The sequence below is a fragment of the Ruegeria sp. SATB045 genome (assembly GCF_059613525.1).
Genome location: NZ_JBXWSR010000032.1, coordinates 1 through 18016, shown reverse-complemented (window position 1 = coordinate 18016; position 18016 = coordinate 1). Strand labels below are relative to the sequence as shown.

The 18016-nt window shown below is 57.2% G+C and carries 14 protein-coding genes; 11 read left to right on the top strand and 3 right to left on the bottom strand.

All coding sequences use genetic code 11. The features are described from left to right. Positions 1 to 24: 24 nt before the first annotated feature. The 10 genes from AC2FNR_RS17825 (at position 25) to amaB (ending at position 13195) form a co-directional block, all read left to right on the top strand. Entirely contained in the window at positions 25 to 1002 is a 978-nt protein-coding gene (locus AC2FNR_RS17825; RefSeq protein ID WP_170755310.1) for an alpha/beta hydrolase, read from the top strand. Between the two features lie 173 nt (positions 1003 to 1175). Then, on the top strand, positions 1176 to 2756 hold the full coding sequence (locus tag AC2FNR_RS17820) for an ABC transporter substrate-binding protein (protein ID WP_496850472.1): 1581 nt from the start codon (positions 1176 to 1178) through the stop codon (positions 2754 to 2756). A 127-nt stretch (positions 2757 to 2883) separates the two neighbouring features. Then, positions 2884 to 4449 carry an ABC transporter substrate-binding protein gene (locus tag AC2FNR_RS17815; protein ID WP_496850470.1) on the top strand — a complete coding sequence of 522 codons (1566 nt, stop codon included), beginning with the start codon at positions 2884 to 2886 and terminating at the stop codon, positions 4447 to 4449. Positions 4450 to 4453: 4 nt separating this feature from the next. Beyond that, positions 4454 to 5401, top strand: a complete 948-nt coding sequence (locus AC2FNR_RS17810) for a glutathione S-transferase family protein (protein WP_496850468.1) — start codon at positions 4454 to 4456, stop codon at positions 5399 to 5401. A 48-nt stretch (positions 5402 to 5449) separates the two neighbouring features. Continuing rightward, the gene (locus AC2FNR_RS17805; protein ID WP_170353866.1) at positions 5450 to 6427 is read left to right on the top strand and encodes an ABC transporter permease; all 978 of its coding nucleotides are present in this window, start codon (positions 5450 to 5452) and stop codon (positions 6425 to 6427) included. After that, positions 6424 to 7374, top strand: a complete 951-nt coding sequence (locus AC2FNR_RS17800; RefSeq protein WP_170353864.1) for an ABC transporter permease — start codon at positions 6424 to 6426, stop codon at positions 7372 to 7374. The genes AC2FNR_RS17805 and AC2FNR_RS17800 overlap by 4 nt, the downstream gene beginning before the upstream one ends. Positions 7375 to 7378: 4 nt before the next feature. Beyond that, entirely contained in the window at positions 7379 to 9088 is a 1710-nt protein-coding gene (locus AC2FNR_RS17795) for an ABC transporter ATP-binding protein (protein ID WP_496850466.1), read from the top strand. 196 nt (positions 9089 to 9284) lie between these two features. After that, positions 9285 to 10460 carry a 2-aminoethylphosphonate--pyruvate transaminase gene (locus AC2FNR_RS17790; RefSeq protein WP_496850464.1) on the top strand — a complete coding sequence of 392 codons (1176 nt, stop codon included), beginning with the start codon at positions 9285 to 9287 and terminating at the stop codon, positions 10458 to 10460. A gap of 113 nt (positions 10461 to 10573) precedes the next feature. Next, complete coding sequence (locus tag AC2FNR_RS17785) at positions 10574 to 11680, top strand: saccharopine dehydrogenase family protein (protein WP_496850462.1); 1107 nt, start codon at positions 10574 to 10576, stop codon at positions 11678 to 11680. Positions 11681 to 11698: 18 nt separating this feature from the next. Then, a complete protein-coding gene (amaB, locus tag AC2FNR_RS17780) occupies positions 11699 to 13195 on the top strand; it encodes an L-piperidine-6-carboxylate dehydrogenase (protein WP_480846880.1) in 1497 nt (498 codons plus the stop codon). A gap of 36 nt (positions 13196 to 13231) precedes the next feature. On the opposite strand, the gene AC2FNR_RS17775 is transcribed toward amaB, so the two are convergent. After that, positions 13232 to 14809 (bottom strand): DUF5928 domain-containing protein, encoded by a 1578-nt coding sequence (locus AC2FNR_RS17775; protein ID WP_496850460.1) that lies wholly within the window; start codon positions 14807 to 14809, stop codon positions 13232 to 13234. Positions 14810 to 14939: 130 nt separating this feature from the next. On the opposite strand from AC2FNR_RS17775, the gene AC2FNR_RS17770 reads away from it, so the two are divergent. Next, complete coding sequence (locus AC2FNR_RS17770) at positions 14940 to 15758, top strand: sulfotransferase family protein (protein ID WP_496850458.1); 819 nt, start codon at positions 14940 to 14942, stop codon at positions 15756 to 15758. A 528-nt stretch (positions 15759 to 16286) separates the two neighbouring features. Here the strand turns inward: AC2FNR_RS17770 and AC2FNR_RS17765 are convergent. Both AC2FNR_RS17765 and AC2FNR_RS17760 read right to left on the bottom strand, forming a co-directional pair. Next, positions 16287 to 16457: a hypothetical protein gene (locus AC2FNR_RS17765; protein WP_170353852.1), complete on the bottom strand. Its 171-nt coding sequence runs from the start codon at positions 16455 to 16457 to the stop codon at positions 16287 to 16289. An 82-nt stretch (positions 16458 to 16539) separates the two neighbouring features. Continuing rightward, positions 16540 to 17937 (bottom strand): efflux RND transporter permease subunit, encoded by a 1398-nt coding sequence (locus AC2FNR_RS17760; protein ID WP_496850457.1) that lies wholly within the window; start codon positions 17935 to 17937, stop codon positions 16540 to 16542. Between the last annotated feature and the right edge of the window lie 79 nt (positions 17938 to 18016).

Below are 18016 nucleotides of genomic sequence, written 5' to 3'. Positions count from 1 at the left end.
TTACTTTTAATCGGAGTTTTTTGCATGCTTTTCATAACCAACAGATTCCCGACCCAAAGCATTCGTACCCGACGCGGGCGCCGGTTCACTTTTGACCTCAACAACAACGCGCCGTCCAATTCGGTGTTCTATTGCGAAAAGGGTGAAGACGAACACCATACCGAAATCACAAGTGCCGAATTGTTGCGGCGGGTCCGTGACAGCGATTGCCGCCAGATTCTGCTATACCTGCATGGGTTCAACAACCTGCCTGACGATGTCTTTCGCACCACAGCCGAGGTGCAACGCCTGTGTGATTTGGCCGATCCGGGCGAAGTGATGGTGCTGCCACTGATCTGGCCCAGCGATAACGAGCATGGGATTGTTCAGAAATACTGGGACGACCAGAAATCCGCAGACCAAAGCGGGTATTCCTTTGCGCGCGTGTTAGAGCGGTTTCTGGAATGGCGCAACAGCGCCGAGAATGAACCTGACGTGGCCCCGTGTCTAAAGCGGATCAACCTGCTGGCGCATTCAATGGGCAACCGCGTGTTGAGGCAAACGCTGATCGAATGGGACCGCTATGATCTGGCCTCGGGCGTGCCGCTATTGTTTCGTAACACGTTTATGGTTGCGGCTGATGTGGTGAATGAAACGGTGCACGAAGACGAACCGGGAGTTCTGGTCAGCCATGCGTCGCGAAATGTGGTGGTCTATTTCGCGTCAGACGATCTGGCGCTGCGGGCCAGTAAGGCGGCGAACCTCAAGAACAAAGTGGCCTCGCGGCGGTTGGGGCACACAGGCCCGGAAAACATCGACCGAACGCCACGCAACGTGTTTCAGGTCGATTGCGATGATGTCAACACGCGCTATGATAGCCCGACAGGTCACAATTATTTTGGGCCGGTCACGCCGGGCGGTGAGCCCGGACAGGTGTTCAAGCATATCTTTGACTGTATTCAATCCGGACGTGTCTTCCCCCATGAGGAATATCGCAGGTCCGTTATTCTGCCTTCACCCTAGACGATGAGTAGACCCTAATAAGGTCTATGGATGAATTTCATGGCTATCTATCCGTTTTGATCACAATCTGGTGTTGCAACTGTGAAAATGATCTGGATGATCAGGACCACCAAGGCCACGGAATTGGCCTGCCGCCTGGAATGGCGGCGCTAACAATAAACGGGGAGATCAAAATGATCCTGAGAAACTTGATGTTGGCTGCCAGCGCCACCGCGCTGATGGCCACGGGTGCTTCGGCTGAAACCCTGCGCTGGGCGCGCGCTGGTGACGCGCTGACGCTGGACCCGCATTCGCAGAACGAAGGTCCGTCGCACACCATTCGGCACCAGATGTATGAGCCGCTGATCATCCGCGACGTAACCGGCGCGTTTGAACCTGCACTGGCCACCGAATGGGGGCCCAAGGCCGATGACCCGAATGTCTGGGTCTTCAAGTTGCGCGAAGGTGTGAAGTTCCATGACGGTGCTGATTTCAACGCCGAAGACGTCGTGTTCAGCTTTGAGCGCGCCAAGCAGCCAAACTCGGATATGAAAGAGCTGATCGGCTCGATCACCGAAGTGCGCGCGGTTGACGATTACACCGTCGAGATCGTCACCGATGGTCCGAACCCGATCCTGCCTTCGAACCTGACCAACCTGTTCATTCTGGACAAAGGCTGGGCCGAGGCCAATGACACCGTCAATGTGCAGGATTTTGAGGGTGGCGAGATCACCTATGCCACCACCAACGCCAACGGCACGGGGCCGTATAAACTGCAAAGCCGCGAGCCTGACGTGAAAACCGTGATGGTGCGCAACGACGACTATTGGGGCATCGACCAGTTCCCGATGGAAGTGACCGAGATCATCTATACTCCGATCCAGAACGCTGCGACGCGTGTGGCAGCGATGCTGTCGGGAGAGGTGAACTTCCTTCAGGATATGCCCGTGCAGGATATCGAGCGCGTCAACGGTGCAGATGGCCTGATGGTCAAGCAGGCGCCGCAGAACCGTGTGATCTTCTTTGGTATGAACCAGGGCGCAGATGACATCGAAGCGGACAACGTGGACGGCAAGAACCCTCTGGCCGATGTGCGTGTGCGTCAGGCCATGTCGATGGCGATCAACCGTGATGCGATCAAACAGGTCGTGATGCGCGGCCAGTCGCAGCCTGCGGGCATGATCGCACCTCCCTTCGTCAACGGTTGGACCGCTGATATGGACAGCGAATCCTCGACCGATCTGGAAATGGCCAAGGCCTTGATGGCCGAGGCAGGCTATGGCGACGGATTCTCGCTGCGGCTGGACTGCCCGAATGACCGTTACATCAATGATGAGGCGATCTGTCAGGCGGCCGTTGGTATGCTGGGTCAGATCGGCGTGACTGTGAATCTGGACGCCAAGCCCAAGGCGCAGCACTTCCCGCTGATCACCGACAGCAAGACCGACTTCTACATGCTGGGTTGGGGTGTGCCGACATATGACTCGGAATACATCTTCAACTTCCTGGTCCATGGTCGCGAAGACGATATCGGCACGTGGAACGGCACCGGCTATCAGGACGATGCGCTGGATGCGAAGATCAAGTCGCTGGCCTCGAACACCGATCTGGACGCGCGGAACGCTGACATCGCCGACATCTGGCGCGTGGTGCAGGACGAAGCGCTGTACATCCCGATCCACCACCAGGTTCTGAACTGGGGTATGGCTGATGGCGTGGGTATCGAAGTGGATGCGGAAGACCAGCCGAAGGTCAAATACTTCACCATGAACTAAATCGGTTCGATTGCGAACAAGGCAGGGCGCGGTTTTCGCGCCCTGTTTTTTGTTTCGACCTGAGATTTCCTTGCGCAGGCGAAAAAAACCAAGAAAACTTGAACGCAGAGAACAGGGAGAGATAAAAATGATCCTTAGAAACAGTGCCATTGGCCTGGCCCTGCTGGTTGCGACCAGCGTTCAGGCGGCCGAGTTCAAATGGGCCTCGACCACCGATCCGCAGACCATGGACCCGCACGCCGTCAACTCGGCCCCGGTTCTGGGTTTTCTCAACAATGTCTACGAAGGGTTGGTGCGCCGCGGCAAGGACATGACAGTCGAACCCGCGCTGGCCGTAAGCTGGGAGCCGATCGGAGAGGGTGAAGGCTGGCGATTCAAGCTGCGTGAGGGTGTGACCTTTCACGACGGCAGCACCTTCGATGCGCAAGACGTGCTGTTTAGCTATCAGCGGGCCTCGGGCGAGTCGGCGGATACGCGCAGCTGGTTTGCGCCGGTCAGTGAGGTGATCGTAGTCGATGACTATATGGTCGATATCATGACCTCGGCGCCGAACCCGCTGTTCCCTTCCTCGATCGCCAACTGGATGATCATGGATCAAGGCTGGACCGAGGCGAATGACGCCGTGGTGCCCGATAAGGAAACCGGCAACTACGCCACGATCAATGCCAACGGCACCGGCGCGTTCAAGGTGACGGCCCGCGAACCGGGGCTTAAGACCGTGTTAGAGCCGCATGGCGGTTGGTGGGGTGAGGTTGAACACAACATTACCCGCGCCGAATTCAACCCGATCCAGAACTCAGCCACTGCCGTGGCGGCGCTGCTGTCGGGTGATGTGGACATGATCAATCCTGTGCCCATTCAGGACGTCGCACGCCTCAAGGAAAACGCCGATGTGGACGTCATTCAGGGGATCGAGGCGCGTGTAATCATGCTAGGTTTCGATCATGAAGCCGAGACGCTGAAATATACCGATGACGCGGGCAAACCGAACCCTTTCCGTGATGCGCGGGTCCGTCAGGCGGTGGCGCAGGCGATCAATGTGGATGCAATTCTGGCCACGATCATGCGCGGCAATGCCGAAGCCGCCTCGCAACTGGTAAGCCCGGCTATGAGCGGCTATTCCGCCGCCAATGCAGATCGCCCCGCCTTTGATGTCGAAGGTGCCAAGGCGCTTCTGGCCGAGGCGGGCTACGGGGATGGGTTCTCGTTTGGGCTGAAGTGCCCCAATGACCGCTATCTGAATGACGAACCGGTCTGTCAGGCCGTCGTCACCATGCTGGCGCAGATTGGGATCACGGCGGAACTGGATGCCATGCCCGTCCGCAACTACTGGCCAGAGCTGCGCGAGGATAACTACGACATGTATATGTTGGGCTGGAGCCCCGGCACATTCGACGCCGAACATCCCGTTCGCTTTCTGGTAGCCACGCCCAACGAGGAGAAGAAGCTGGGCAGCTGGAATTTCGGCGGATACTCGAACGAACGGGTGGATGAACTTTTGCCGATGATCCAATCCGAGCTGGACGCGACGAAGCGTCAGGCCATGCTGGATGAGGTGACGGCCATCTATCAGGACGATCATGTCTATGTGCCGATGTATGTGCAGCCTCTGGTTTGGGGGACCGGCAGCAATATCGACCTGACACAACGCCCGGATAACTTCTTCATCCTGCGCTGGGTTACGGTGAACTGACCGCATGGGTGTCATGATTGCCGGGGTCTACCATGTGAACGACCCCGCCCCCGACACATCGCTTGACGGCGCATACCGTCGTCAGGCGTCGTCCATCCGCAACGCTCTGCCCGACGGTCCGTACGGGCCGGGGCGGTTCCACCTGTATGCCGCGTGGAATTGCCCTTGGGCGCATCGGGTCCTGCTGACGCGCGCCGTTAAGGGATTGGAGGAGTTGATCACCGTCGCCTATGCCCGCCCGCGCCGCACGCCGGACGGTTGGGTGTACGACACCGATGGTGACTATGCCGATCCTCTGTTCGGTGTCACAGCGTTGCATCAAGCCTATGCAAAGGTTGATCCTGCTTATACCGGGCGCATCACCGTGCCTTTGTTGTGGGATCGCGCCAAAAACCGCGCGGTGTCGAATGAATCCGCCGATCTCGTGCGTATGCTGGGCACGTTAGAAGGCTATGGCCCCAATCTGGCCCCGCCAGAAAAGCTGGATCAGATCAACGCCTGGAACGATAAAATCTATCCGCGCCTGAACAATGGCGTCTATCGCGCCGGGTTTGCCCGCACGCAAGAGGCGTACGAGGCCGGGTTTCACGACGTCTTCGCCATGCTGGACGAGATCGAGGCGCATCTGGCCACTAATCGATACCTATGCGGCGACGATCTGACCGAGGCCGACCTGCGCCTGTTCCCGACACTGGCGCGGTTCGATGTGGCCTATCACTATGCCTTCCGCTGCAATTTGCGGCGTCTGGTGGACTATCCGCATCTGTGGGGTTATGCGCGGGATCTGTATGCCCGACCTGAAATAGCCCGAACAGTGAAACCCGAGATCTATAAGGCCGGATATTTCTCACCCTCCGAGTTGCGAAACCCGCTGGGGATTGTGCCGTTGGGGCCGCAGATAAACTGGGCTGAGCCACAGGATCGGGTCAGCTTGTCCTCTGCGACATCTTGACCATTTGGACAGGGCGTGCGTAGAGAGGCAGATCAACGGGGAAACTAAATGTTCGCATATATCGTTCGAAGGATGTTCCAATCCGTGATCGTGCTTTTGGTCGTGGGTCTGGTCGCTTTTTCCATGTTCCGATTTGTCGGCGATCCGATCGACAACATGCTTGGGCAAGAGCGCACCCAGGCCGATATCGACCGGCTTAGGGGCGAGCTTGGGTTGGATAAGCCCTTCCCGGTCCAGTATTTCAAGTTCCTGCAAGGGGCCGTTCAGGGCAATTTTGGCGTCTCTTACCGCCAGGGTCGTCCGGTTTCGACCATCATCGCAGAACGTGCACCCGCGACGCTGGAACTGGCTTTTGTGTCAGGTTTCCTGGCCATTACGATGGGTATTGCTCTGGGCGTCTTCACAGCGATCCGACGACAAGGGATCGCGGCGAATGTGATTATGACCGTCAGTTTGATCGGGGTTTCGTTGCCAACCTTCCTGATCGGGATTTTGCTGATCTATATCTTCTCGGTCGAACTTGACCTTCTTCCCAGCTTCGGGAGGGGCGAAACCGTTATGATTGGGAACTGGTCTACGGGCTTTTTGACGTCGTCGGGCCTTAAGGCGTTGATCCTTCCGGCGATCACGCTGGGCCTGTATCAGATGACGCTGATCATGCGGCTTGTGCGGTCCGAGATGCTGGAAGTGTTGCGCGCCGATTACGTTCGTTTTGCCCGTGCCCGCGGATTGTCGGACCGGGTGATCAACTTCCGTCACGCGCTGAAGAACACACTGGTGCCGGTGATCACCATTACCGGTTTGCAACTGGGTTCGATCATTGCGTTCGCCATCATCACCGAGACGGTGTTCCAATGGCCGGGCGTCGGTCTGCTGTTCATCAACGCGATCCAGTTCGTCGATATCCCCGTCATGGCTGCCTATCTGATGCTGATTTCGGTCATGTTCGTGACGATCAACCTGATTGTCGATCTTCTTTACTATGCTATTGACCCGCGCCTGCGTGTCGACGCGAGGGCCACATGACCGATATTCTCGATACCCCCAAAGCGCCGGAAAAGTCGCGGTTCGCCAAGTTCTGGGACGGCGACTTCGCATGGTCCTTTCGGCATTCACCTGTGGCTATTGTCGCGACTCTGGTTGTCGCCATACTTGTGCTTTCGGCGATCTTTGCGCCGCTGATCGCGCCCTATAATCCGTTCGATCCGTCCTCACTGAACCTGATGAACGGGTTTACGCCGCCCGGAACACCCAACGCCTTTACGCAGGAGACCTTCCTGCTGGGAACCGACGATCAGGGGCGCGACGTGTTCTCGACCATCCTGTACGGGATGCGCGTTTCCCTGTTCGTGGGCGCATCTGCCGTGCTGTTGGCCTTGATCATCGGCATCGTTCTTGGGCTGGTCGCGGCTTATTTCGGCGGCTGGATTGAAACGCTGATCATGCGGGTCGCCGATGTGCAGCTGACTTTCCCGGCCATTCTGGTCGCCATGTTGATCTTTGGTATCGCCAAAGGCGTCACCCCGCCGGAATACCGCGATGAGATGGCGATCTACGTCCTGATCGTCGCCATTGCGCTGTCTGACTGGGTCCAGTTCGCCCGTGTGGTGCGTGGTGCGGCGTTGGTCGAGAAAAACAAGGAATACGTCCAAGCCGCCCGTCTGATCGGGCGCGGATCTTTCCCGATCATGTTCCGCCATATCCTGCCCAATGTCCTCAGCCCGGTTCTGGTGATTGCCACGATCTCGCTGGCGCTGGCGATCATTGCCGAGGCGACGCTCAGCTTTCTGGGTGTGGGCGCGCCGCCGACCCAGCCGTCTTTGGGCACACTGATCCGCATCGGGCAGGGTTTCCTGTTCTCGGGTGAGTGGTGGATTCTGTTCTTCCCGGCCTGCACCCTTCTGGCGTTGGCCTTGTCTGTGAACCTGCTGGGCGACTGGCTGCGTGATGCGCTGAACCCCAAGCTGCGGTGATTTTATGAGCCTTCTGACGATCAATGACCTTACGGTCGAATTCCCGACCCGCCGCAAACTGTTCACTGCCGTGGACCATGTGGACCTGTCGGTGGAGCCCGGCGAAATCCACGGTCTTGTGGGCGAATCCGGGGCCGGTAAATCCACCATCGGTGCAGCCATCATGGGCCTGCTGGATCGCCCCGGCCGTATTGCCAGCGGCACCATCCGGCTGAGCGGTGATCAGATCAGCGGTCTGGACGCCGACGCGATGCGCGGGCTGCGCGGCAAAAAGATCTCGATGATCTTTCAGGATCCGCTGACCTCGCTGAACCCGCTGTTCACCGTGCGAGAGCAACTGGTCGAGACCATTCAGGCGCATCTAGGTGGTTCAGATAGTGAGGCCAACAAACGCGCCCGCGATCTGATTGACCGGGTAGGTATCCCTGACCCCGATACACGGCTGGACCAGTACCCGCACCAGTTCTCGGGCGGGATGCGGCAGCGTGTGGTGATTGCTTTGGCGTTGTGCACCGAGCCGGACGTGATCATCGCGGATGAACCGACGACGGCGCTGGACGTGTCCGTTCAGGCGCAGATTCTGGACCTGATCAAGGAACTGGCGACCGAGCGTCAGGTGGGCGTTATCCTGATCACCCACGACATGGGTGTGATTGCCGACACCACCGACAAAGTGACGGTGATGTATGCGGGTAAAGTGGTCGAAAGCGGCCCTACGTCTCAGGTCATGGGCCAGCCGACCCACGAATACACCAAATCCCTGATCGCCGCCGTCCCGCGCCCTACGCTCAAGTTGCATCGCTTTCCGCAGATCGGCTATGGCGGGCGCGAGACCCGCTTTGCGATAGAAGACATGGCCCGCCACTGGCCCAAGGTGGACAATGACACCAGCAAGCCGGTGTTTGAAATCCGTAACCTGACCAAGAAGTTCCTGCAAAAGCGCGGACTTCTGCCGTGGGACCGCACCTATTTCACCGCTGTTGACGATGTCAGCTTTGATATCCGCGCGGGCGAGGTGTTTGGCGTGGTTGGTGAATCCGGTTCGGGCAAGTCCACCGTCGCGCGGATGATTGCCGGGCTTTACCCTGTTGATGGCGGCACGATCACCTTCGAAGGGCAGACGGTCAGCGATCTGACCAACAAGGCCGCGCTGGATGCCTATCGCAAGAACATCCAGATGATCTTTCAGGACCCGTATTCCTCACTCAACCCCCGGATGCGGGTGGATGAGATTGTGGCAGAGCCGATCCGTCATCACAAACTGATGGACGGTGCTGACATCAAGCGCCGTGTGGATGAATTGCTGGATCAGGTTGGGCTGGGTCATGAGGCTGGGCTGAAGTATCCGCATGAATTCTCGGGCGGTCAGCGTCAGCGGATTTCCATTGCACGCGCGCTTGCCACGCAGCCGCGCTTCCTGATCTGTGACGAACCAACCAGCGCGCTGGACGTGTCTATTCAGGCCCAAATCCTGAACATTCTGAAGGATTTGCAGGAGCATCTGGGTCTGACCCTGCTGTTCATCAGTCATGACCTGCCGGTCGTGCGCCAGATGTGCGACCGAGTTGCCGTGATGAAACAGGGCAAGGTGGTAGAACTGCAAGAGACCAACGATCTGTTTGCCAATCCGCAGACTGAATATGCAAGCGAACTGCTGCGGCTGATGCCCAAACTGGACGATCTGTCCACCGAAGGGCTGAGCCCCGAGGCATGAACACCACAATCCGACCCGCCCGGTACATCAGACCCTGAAGGGTTTGTCGTGCCGCGGGGAGGTGTCGTGATAATAAATCACATGTCAGATTTCTGACAGCGGGCATATCATACAAAAAAGCTATGATGCATATCCTAAAGAAGTAAATCTCAATACAGTGACCGGGCCAAACCGCTTTTCAAAAAGGCCGTGCCCGATGACTTCCTTGCTCCGCCCGCAACTTGGTGAGCCTTACTTGCTGACACCAGGTCCTCTGACGACCTCATATACCGTGAAACAAGCGATGCTGCGCGACTGGGGTAGCTGGGATAGCGACTTCCGCGCCATGACAGCCGAGTTGCGCGCGCGGCTGCTGAGCCTGCTGGGCGACGGGCACGAGGCATATGATTGCGTTCCGATGCAGGGCTCGGGCAGTTTCGCGGTCGAGGCGATGCTGACCTCATTCATCCCGCAAGATGGCAAGGCGCTGGTGCTGGCCAACGGGGCTTATGGCAAACGGGCGGCGCAGACGCTGGACTATGCCGGGCGGACCTGTGTTGTGTTGGACAAGGGCGACTATCTGCCGCCGCGTGGGGTCGAAGTGGCACAAATTCTGGCTGATGATCCGGCGATCACCCATGTGGTTGCAATCCATTGCGAGACCAGCTCAGGTATTCTGAACCCTCTGCACGAGATTTCACAGGCCACCGAAGCGGCGGGCCGCAAGCTGTTGATCGACAGTATGTCGGCTTTTGGTGCGATCCCGCTGTCCCCCAGCGAATATACGTTCGAGGCGATGGTTTCCTCGGCCAATAAATGTATCGAAGGCGTACCGGGTTTTGGTTTTGTGTTGGCCCGCAAAACGGCGCTGGCCTCGGCCAAGGGGAATTGCCCCTCGCTCAGTCTGGACCTGTACGCGCAATGGGACGCGATGGAGAAAACCGGCCAGTGGCGCTTTACCCCACCGACTCATGTGGTTGCCGCCTTTCTGCAAGCATTGAACGAACACGCAGCCGAGGGTGGCGTGGCCGGGCGCGGCGCGCGTTATGCGGAGAACCGCGATGTGATGGTCGCGGGGATGCGCGCGCTGGGGTTTGAAACCCTGCTGCCGGATGCGTGGTTGTCGCCCATCATCGTGACATTCTTTTGCCCTGCCGATCCGCGTTTCGAATTTACGCGGTTCTATGATCTGATGAAGGAACAAGGCTTTATCATCTATCCCGGCAAACTGACCGAGGTGGACAGTTTCCGCATCGGCTGCATTGGCCGCATGGATGCCGAGGTCATGCGCGCTGTTGTGGCGGCAGCGGACCATGCGCTGAAACAGATGGGGGTGCGTAGCGCCGCACCGCCTGCAGCGGCAATCGCATCACGGATGGCGCGAGTCGGATAAATGACGGAAGAATCGTCGAAATGACGGAATAATCGATAATTTCGTCAAGATTGCCCCTGCGGACCGAACAGCCGTGCCTTCATACTTTCCCAAAACGAAAGAGGAGGCGCGTTTTGAGCTGGAATATTTGTGTCATCGGAGCAGGCAAGATCGGTCAGATGATCGCTGCCCTGCTGAAATCATCATCCAACTACTCGGTCACAGTGGCCGACCGCGATCTGGCCGCGTTGTCGGGATTGAACCGGCAAGGTATTTCCACACGGCAGATTGACGTCGCCGACGCGGTGCAACTGACCAAAGGGTTGGATGGGTTTGACGCGGTGATCTCGGCCGCGCCTTTCTTTCTGACGCCGCAGATTGCCAAGGCGGCCAAGGATTCCGGTGCGCATTACTTTGACCTGACCGAGGATGTCGCCGCCACCAATACCGTGCGTGATCTGGCCGAGGGAAGCGAAACCGCTTTCATGCCGCAATGTGGTCTGGCGCCGGGTTTTGTCGGCATCGCCGGGGCGGCGCTGGCGGCCGAGTTCGATACGCTGGACAGCCTGCATATGCGGGTAGGGGCGTTGCCTCTGTTCCCGACCAACGCGCTGAAATACAACCTGACATGGTCCACCGACGGGCTGATTAACGAATACTGCAACCCTTGCGATGCGATCGTGAACGGCGCACGGGTCAAGACCGCCCCGCTGGAGGATTACGAGCGGATCGGCCATGACGGGGTGGAGTATGAGTGTTTCAACACCTCGGGTGGTTTAGGTACGCTGCCCGAAACGCTGGACGGCAGGGCGCGGGCCGTGTCCTATCGCTCAATCCGGTATCCCGGACACTGCGATATCCTGAAACTGTTGCTGAATGATCTGGGGCTGGAACGTCGGCGCGATCTGCTCAAGGATATTTTCGAGACCGCCCTTCCGCGTACGGATCAGGATGTGGTGCTGGTTTATTGCACTGCCAAAGGCCAGATCGACGGGGTACTGCGCGAGAAATCCCTTATCAACAAAAGCTATGCCCGCACCATCAACGGCCAGACTTGGAGTGCCATTCAAGTCACCACCGCCGCCGGTGTTCTGGGTGTGGTCGATCTGATGCGCACCAGTGCGCTGCCTTCCAAGGGCTTTGTCCGGCAGGAACAAGTGGTCCTGTCCGATTTCCTAAACACCGAATTTGGCCAGCTGTACCGCGCTGGCGATGCAACCCAACAAAACAAGGCGGCCTGAGATATGAAAGACATCGTTATGACTGCGCAAACAACCCTAGCCAATCTGGACCTGACAGTCGCAGAACTGACCGGCGGCTCGCTGGCCGTGCATTCGCCCATCGACGGCAGCCTGCTGGCCGAGGTGCATGAAACCCCGGCGGGCGACATGGAGACGGTATTTGCCAATGCCAAAACTGCATTCAAAGCCTGGCGCACCGTGCCCGCCCCGCGCCGAGGAGAACTGATCCGCCTGCTGGGCGAGGAACTGCGCGCCGCCAAGGACGACCTCGGCGCGCTGGTCAGTTGGGAGGCGGGCAAGATCACCTCCGAAGGTTTGGGCGAAGTGCAGGAGATGATCGACATCTGCGACTTTGCCGTGGGCCTGTCACGGCAACTATACGGCCTGACGATTGCGTCCGAGCGCCCCGGCCACCGGATGATGGAGACATGGCACCCGGCGGGGCCAGTCGGCGTGATTTCGGCCTTCAACTTCCCGGTTGCGGTGTGGTCTTGGAACGCGGCGATTGCGCTGGTTTGCGGCGATACGGTGATCTGGAAGCCGTCCGAAAAAACACCACTGACCGCGATGGCCTGCCAGAAGATCTTTGAACGCGCGCTAGCCCGTTTCGGCGATGCGCCCGACCATCTGCTGCAAACGCTGATCGGCGGTGCTGCGCTGGGCGAGGCGCTGGTGGCCAGTGAGGATGTTCCAGTGATCTCGGCCACCGGCTCCACCCGCATGGGCCGCGCAGTGGCGCCTGTGGTGGCGCAGCGGTTCGGCAAGTGCATTCTGGAGCTGGGAGGCAACAATGCGATGATCGTCGGCCCTTCGGCCGATCTGGAAATGGCGGTGCGCGCAATTGTCTTCTCAGCCGTGGGAACAGCCGGTCAACGCTGCACCACGCTGCGCCGCCTGATCGTACATAACTCAATCCGCGAGGAACTGGTGGGCCGCCTGAAGAAAGCCTATGCCGGTCTGCCTATCGGTAACCCGCTGACTGAGGGCACGCTGATTGGCCCGCTGGTCGATGAGGCCTCGGGCGCGGCCATGACGGCCGCGCTGAAGGCCGCCGAGGCCGAAGGCGGCGCAGTTTTCGGCGGTCAGCGCGTCACCGAGGGCGTGCCGGATGGCGTCTATATGCAGCCCGCCATTGTCGAGATGCCTGGCCAGACGGCCACCGTAAAGACCGAGACCTTTGCGCCGATCCTCTATGTGATGGGCTATGATGATTTCGATAACGCCATCGAGATTCAGAACGACGTGCCACAAGGTCTGTCGTCCTGCGTATTCACCCTGAACATGCGCGAAGCGGAACAGTTTCTGACCGCGGCCGGATCGGATTGCGGTATCGCCAACGTCAATATCGGTCCGTCTGGGGCCGAGATCGGCGGAGCCTTTGGTGGAGAAAAAGAAACCGGCGGTGGGCGCGAAAGCGGCTCGGACGCCTGGAAAGCCTATATGCGGCGGCAGACCAATACGGTGAATTACTCGGCTGAATTGCCTCTGGCACAGGGCGTGAAGTTCGACATCTGAACAAGCAGCCCGGCGGCGCACAACAGCGCCGCCGGATCAATCCGCGAAAAGGTAATCCAGCCGCATGATCGCTTGCGCCTTTTCTTTCGATACACGCAGAAACCGGGCAACCGCAGCCTCGTTCTCGGCCCGTGAATTTGTCTCGCGCAAGCGTGTGTATTCATCAAGTGCGGCGTTTCTGATCAATTCAGATTCACAGGCCAAGGCATTGCGCAGCGTTGGAACTAATGGCGCAACAGTGTCCGCAGGACTATCCACCCCGGCCAATCCGACACGTCGGGCATGACCGATCAGGTAGTCGTCAGAATACTGACATTCTATCTCTAACACGTGGGTTTTGGCTTGATCGGCGCAGAAATCCTTGATGATGTCCAGGTTGGCCGGATCGACGCACAAGACCAGAGCATCACTTTCAAAGTTTTCAAACAGCATCCGCACGACGGCACGCCGGTGGCGCGACCGTTTCAACAATGTTGTTTCTATACCGCCCAAGTCGGGTAATTGGGTATCATCTTCGTTGAACAGGTATTCGACGCAAGGAACATCCGTTTCCGAGGCGATTTGGTCGACAAGGCGCTTGGCGACATGCCACTTTTTGCACACGACCACGAACAGCTCGCGCTCGGACCCCAGAGTATTGCTGGCTTCCCAGAAACGTTGCCCATGTCGGCGCCCAACACGGCCACGTCCTGTCAGAAAGCTATAGAGGTTGCGGCCTTCGTTCGAGATCGGGAAATCAACGCCCTTGGTTGCATAAAGTCGGCCCAAACGTTCTTTCAACTCGTGAGCCTCGGGGCTGATTTTGCGGGCGAACAGGTAATCCTGACCCAACAACATGTCATAGTGATCGTTGTAAAACGTCACGGGCATCCCGTAGTCCGAGAACATCAGGAAAGTGGGGGTGCGGTTGTCGATCTCTTCTTTTGGCACAAGATGGCGCACAAGCGTTTGAAAAAACGTCTCGTCCGGAATCCAGGTGGTTGAGAAAAACCGTTTCACGTCCGGCCTCTGGCGCAGGAAATCCAGGATCATCTCGATCGTGCGGCGGCGCAGGCACCACCATTGGCTGCCGATCATCACCTGAATATCCGCCGGAACCTCGCGGGTCAGGCCAAAGCGTTTCTGCAATTCGTATGAGGTATAGAAGGGCCAGCTTTGCGTGCGTTCGTTGAAGAAATGGCGATAGATCAGCCGGTCTTCCTTCATCCCGGTTTTGATCCAATTGCTTTCGAAGAAATCGTGGCATTCCACGATATCCATGTCCTGCTCGGCCAGAAAACGATGCGTGTATTCCGCAGTCTTAATGGCCATGCAATCGCCGGACAGCATGTAGAAATGCGTGGCCCGAGGAAACGCATGCACCGCAGCCTGCAAAGCGTACAGTGTCGCTTGAACCAGGGACCACTCCCCCCAACCGCACTTGATCCGCTTGCCGGCAAAGGTCACATTCGGATTGTCTTTCAGCGCATCCTGTATGCGTTGAAACGCCACCGCATCGGCGCGGGCATCAAAGTGTATAGACATACAGTCACCGGCCGCAGTCAGCTGTTCGGCCTGCGCTATGATTGCGTCCGGATCTTTATGACACAGAAGGATATAGGCAATGCGCGCCATGTTGGTTCATTGTTTCCCATTTTCGCCCGGTGCCACCCGTGATACTGAGGATGAACGATTGAATAAACAGAATATTTTTGGTTTTTTGCAATGAAATGCGAGTGCGGCAAACCGCATAGGAGGCTTGCAGATGGGTTTTCCCGGAACATGGATGACCGAGAGTGAAAGCATGGTGTACCGTGTGGTACCGAAATGCGCCTGCTCGACCATCGGGCAGATCATGTACTATTCGGATCACGGTCAGTTTTTTGAAGGTGACATCCATGACGCCAAGGATGGGATGCACAAATGGGCTTTTGACGGCAGTCAGGGGCCGATCTCGGACAATGTCAGGTCGCATGCGTCTTATGCGTTCACATGCGTGCGCAATCCATACACCCGGATTCTAAGTTCGTTTTTTGACAAGATATGCGGGATTCAGCGCAACGGAAAACGGTATCGCGGGAACCTGGTACCGACGCTGATCTACAATTACGGGATCGAGGTTGGCGGTGATGACGGAAAGGGTGAGTTCGACCAGATCGCCAGTTTCCGCCGGTTTCTGCTGTTTGCGCGTGATACGATCCGTTGGCGCAGGCCGATGGATCCCGATATTCACTGGTCGGCTATGTCAGGTCATGTCTCGACCTTTATCGTCAACGGCGGGCGATACGACCAGATTTTCTGGACCGAAGCGTTCAATGACGGAATGCAGGACGTTCTGAACCATCTGGACACGCCGCACAGTGTGGACCTGTCCCAGATCCCGCGCTTCAACGAGTCCGAAGGTCACGGCCCCAAGCGCGGCCACCCGGTCGAGGATTACTTCGACGATCTGTCGATGCATCTGGTCTATGAAATCTACAAACAGGATTTCGAGCTGTTCAAATATGATTTCGAGAACCCTGCGAACAAAATGCCAATCGGCGAGATTGATCTGGACGAGGTTCACGCCAAACTGGGCGATTGAGGGGCCGCAGGCGCCCCCGGGCAGATGCATTTGTCTAAGGCATGATTTGCACATGAGCGTCTGCTTTGAGTCCACTTTGATGTACGCTGTGCATTGCACAAGCGGAGGCAATGCGCAGAAAGCGGACTTCTCGCAGTTAGGCGAATACCCTGTGCGGATAGTCATTCGGGCTTTGGTGAAGGTCGGAAAAGCAACCACAGCAGACGAAACAGATTGCGCTTAAACTTATGGAAAGCTGCTAACTGGTATCACTAATTGCGACTTGTTGACCGCAAGGAGGAGAGCACACCGACTTCTAGTCGCGTCTATGCTGCTATGCGCGAGGTTTCGTTTGTTGGACTCAAGTTTGACAGGCGCTTTCGCAGCGGCAACATTCTCAGGAGGCGCTGGTGAAAATCGGCCACTAGCACAGGAAATCCATCTTTTTATCGGCGCAGCAAAAAGACAGAGAATCCAGTAAGCCTCGTTCTCGGATAAACTGACGTTTCGTGCAACTAGCGACGCGTCTTCAAAAATGCCATAGCAAGCTCACTTCGGTGTTTCGCCAAAGAAACCTCCAAAATATGCGCTCATTGCCAACAACACACCAACCAGTATCACGATCACAAGCAGTGCCCCGCTACCTTTGGCAAAATATCCCAATGAAACTAAGCCAACCACGAAGATGCCGACTAGAAAGTAGAGTACTGTATTGTCCATCTTTACTCCCGAATGAGTTGTCTAAACTCAACAACTACATGCTCCACAAAAAACGATCCAAAGACCGTTAAAAAAGGTGACGTCAAACCGCTTTCGGTGACTGTCGAATGCCGCTCAGCGTGGCGAACAAGACCGGGACCAGAATCATTGTGAGCATCGTACCCACCGTCAAACCGCCCATGATCGTGACAGCAAGACCGACCCAAAACACGTCTGGGAGTAGCGGTATCACACCCAAAACGGTAGTGGCGGCGGCCAGTACGACGGGGCGGAGTCTTGAGGCCCCGGCATTCAAAACGGCGTCATAGCCCGGCTGACCTTCAGCCAAGTTATCGTTGATCTGATCGATCAGAACGATTGCGTTTTTGATCATCATGCCCGCCAGGCTCATGCCCCCGAGCAATGCAACGAATCCAAACGGTGTGTTTGTAAGGAGCAGGCTCGGAACAATACCTATCAGCACAAAAGGTACTGTCAGGAAAATGACCAACGGTCTGCGGTATGAGTTAAATAGCCCAACGACAATCAGTGCCATGATCGAAAACGCGGGGATCATACCCGGAATCAAAGACGCTTGCGCAGACACTGTGTCCTCGTGCTCTCCGCCCCATTCCATGCTGTAGCCCGGTGGCAAGTCAGCCTTCAGAGCTTCGAATTCGGCAAGAACTGCGGCGCGATAACTTGGCAGAGTTACGCTATCGATTGGATTGGCTTGCACAGTCAGAACACGGCGCCGGTCGCGACGATTGATCGTTGGATCTTCGGGCTGAATATTCACGCCGCGTACAACCTGTGCCAATGGGACAGGCTCAACAGAAAACGGAGACTGAAGTTGTAACAGTTCAAAGTTGTCGACGGCTGCCACATCTTCTGCGCCAGGCCGAACGATGATTGGCAGCAACTCGTCACCTTCGCGGTAGAGGCCGACCGAACGCCCGTCAAATGCACGTTTTGTCGTGTTTCCAAGATCTTCATACGTGATACCGGTCCACCGTGCTCGGTCCTGGTCATAGTCTGGAACAGTTTTCAGGACACGGTTGCGCCAATCGGTGCGCGCCACTTTCGTCCATTGATGCTGATCCAGTATCGCAACTGCTCTGTCACCAATTTCGCGCAGAGTCTCAGGATCAGCATCCGATGGGCCGATGATGCGGTTCTCGAATGCCCAGGTGTTGCTGGGTCCCACACCGAATTGACGTGTGAAAGAGGTCGCCTCAGGCATGTTGGCTGATATCCAAAGCGATATCTCTTTGGTCATCTCGGGAATGTCGCGGTAATCCTCGACATTCACAATGACTTGCGCGTAGGACGGGTTGGTTCCCTCGGGGTCGACTGGCAGGTAGAAACGGGGCGGGCCAGCTCCGATAAAGCTGGCGATGCCGGTCACACGATCGTCCATTTCAACCTTTTCTTCGATCCGTGAGATCGCTTCTGACACGGCTTCAATCCGAGTTCCCTCGGGCGCGTAATAGTCGATCATGTGGTGTTGTCACGTTAACTTCCGACCCACCAAGGAATGCTGATGCCCGGACTTCAAGCAGCTCGAGTGGCGGCATTCC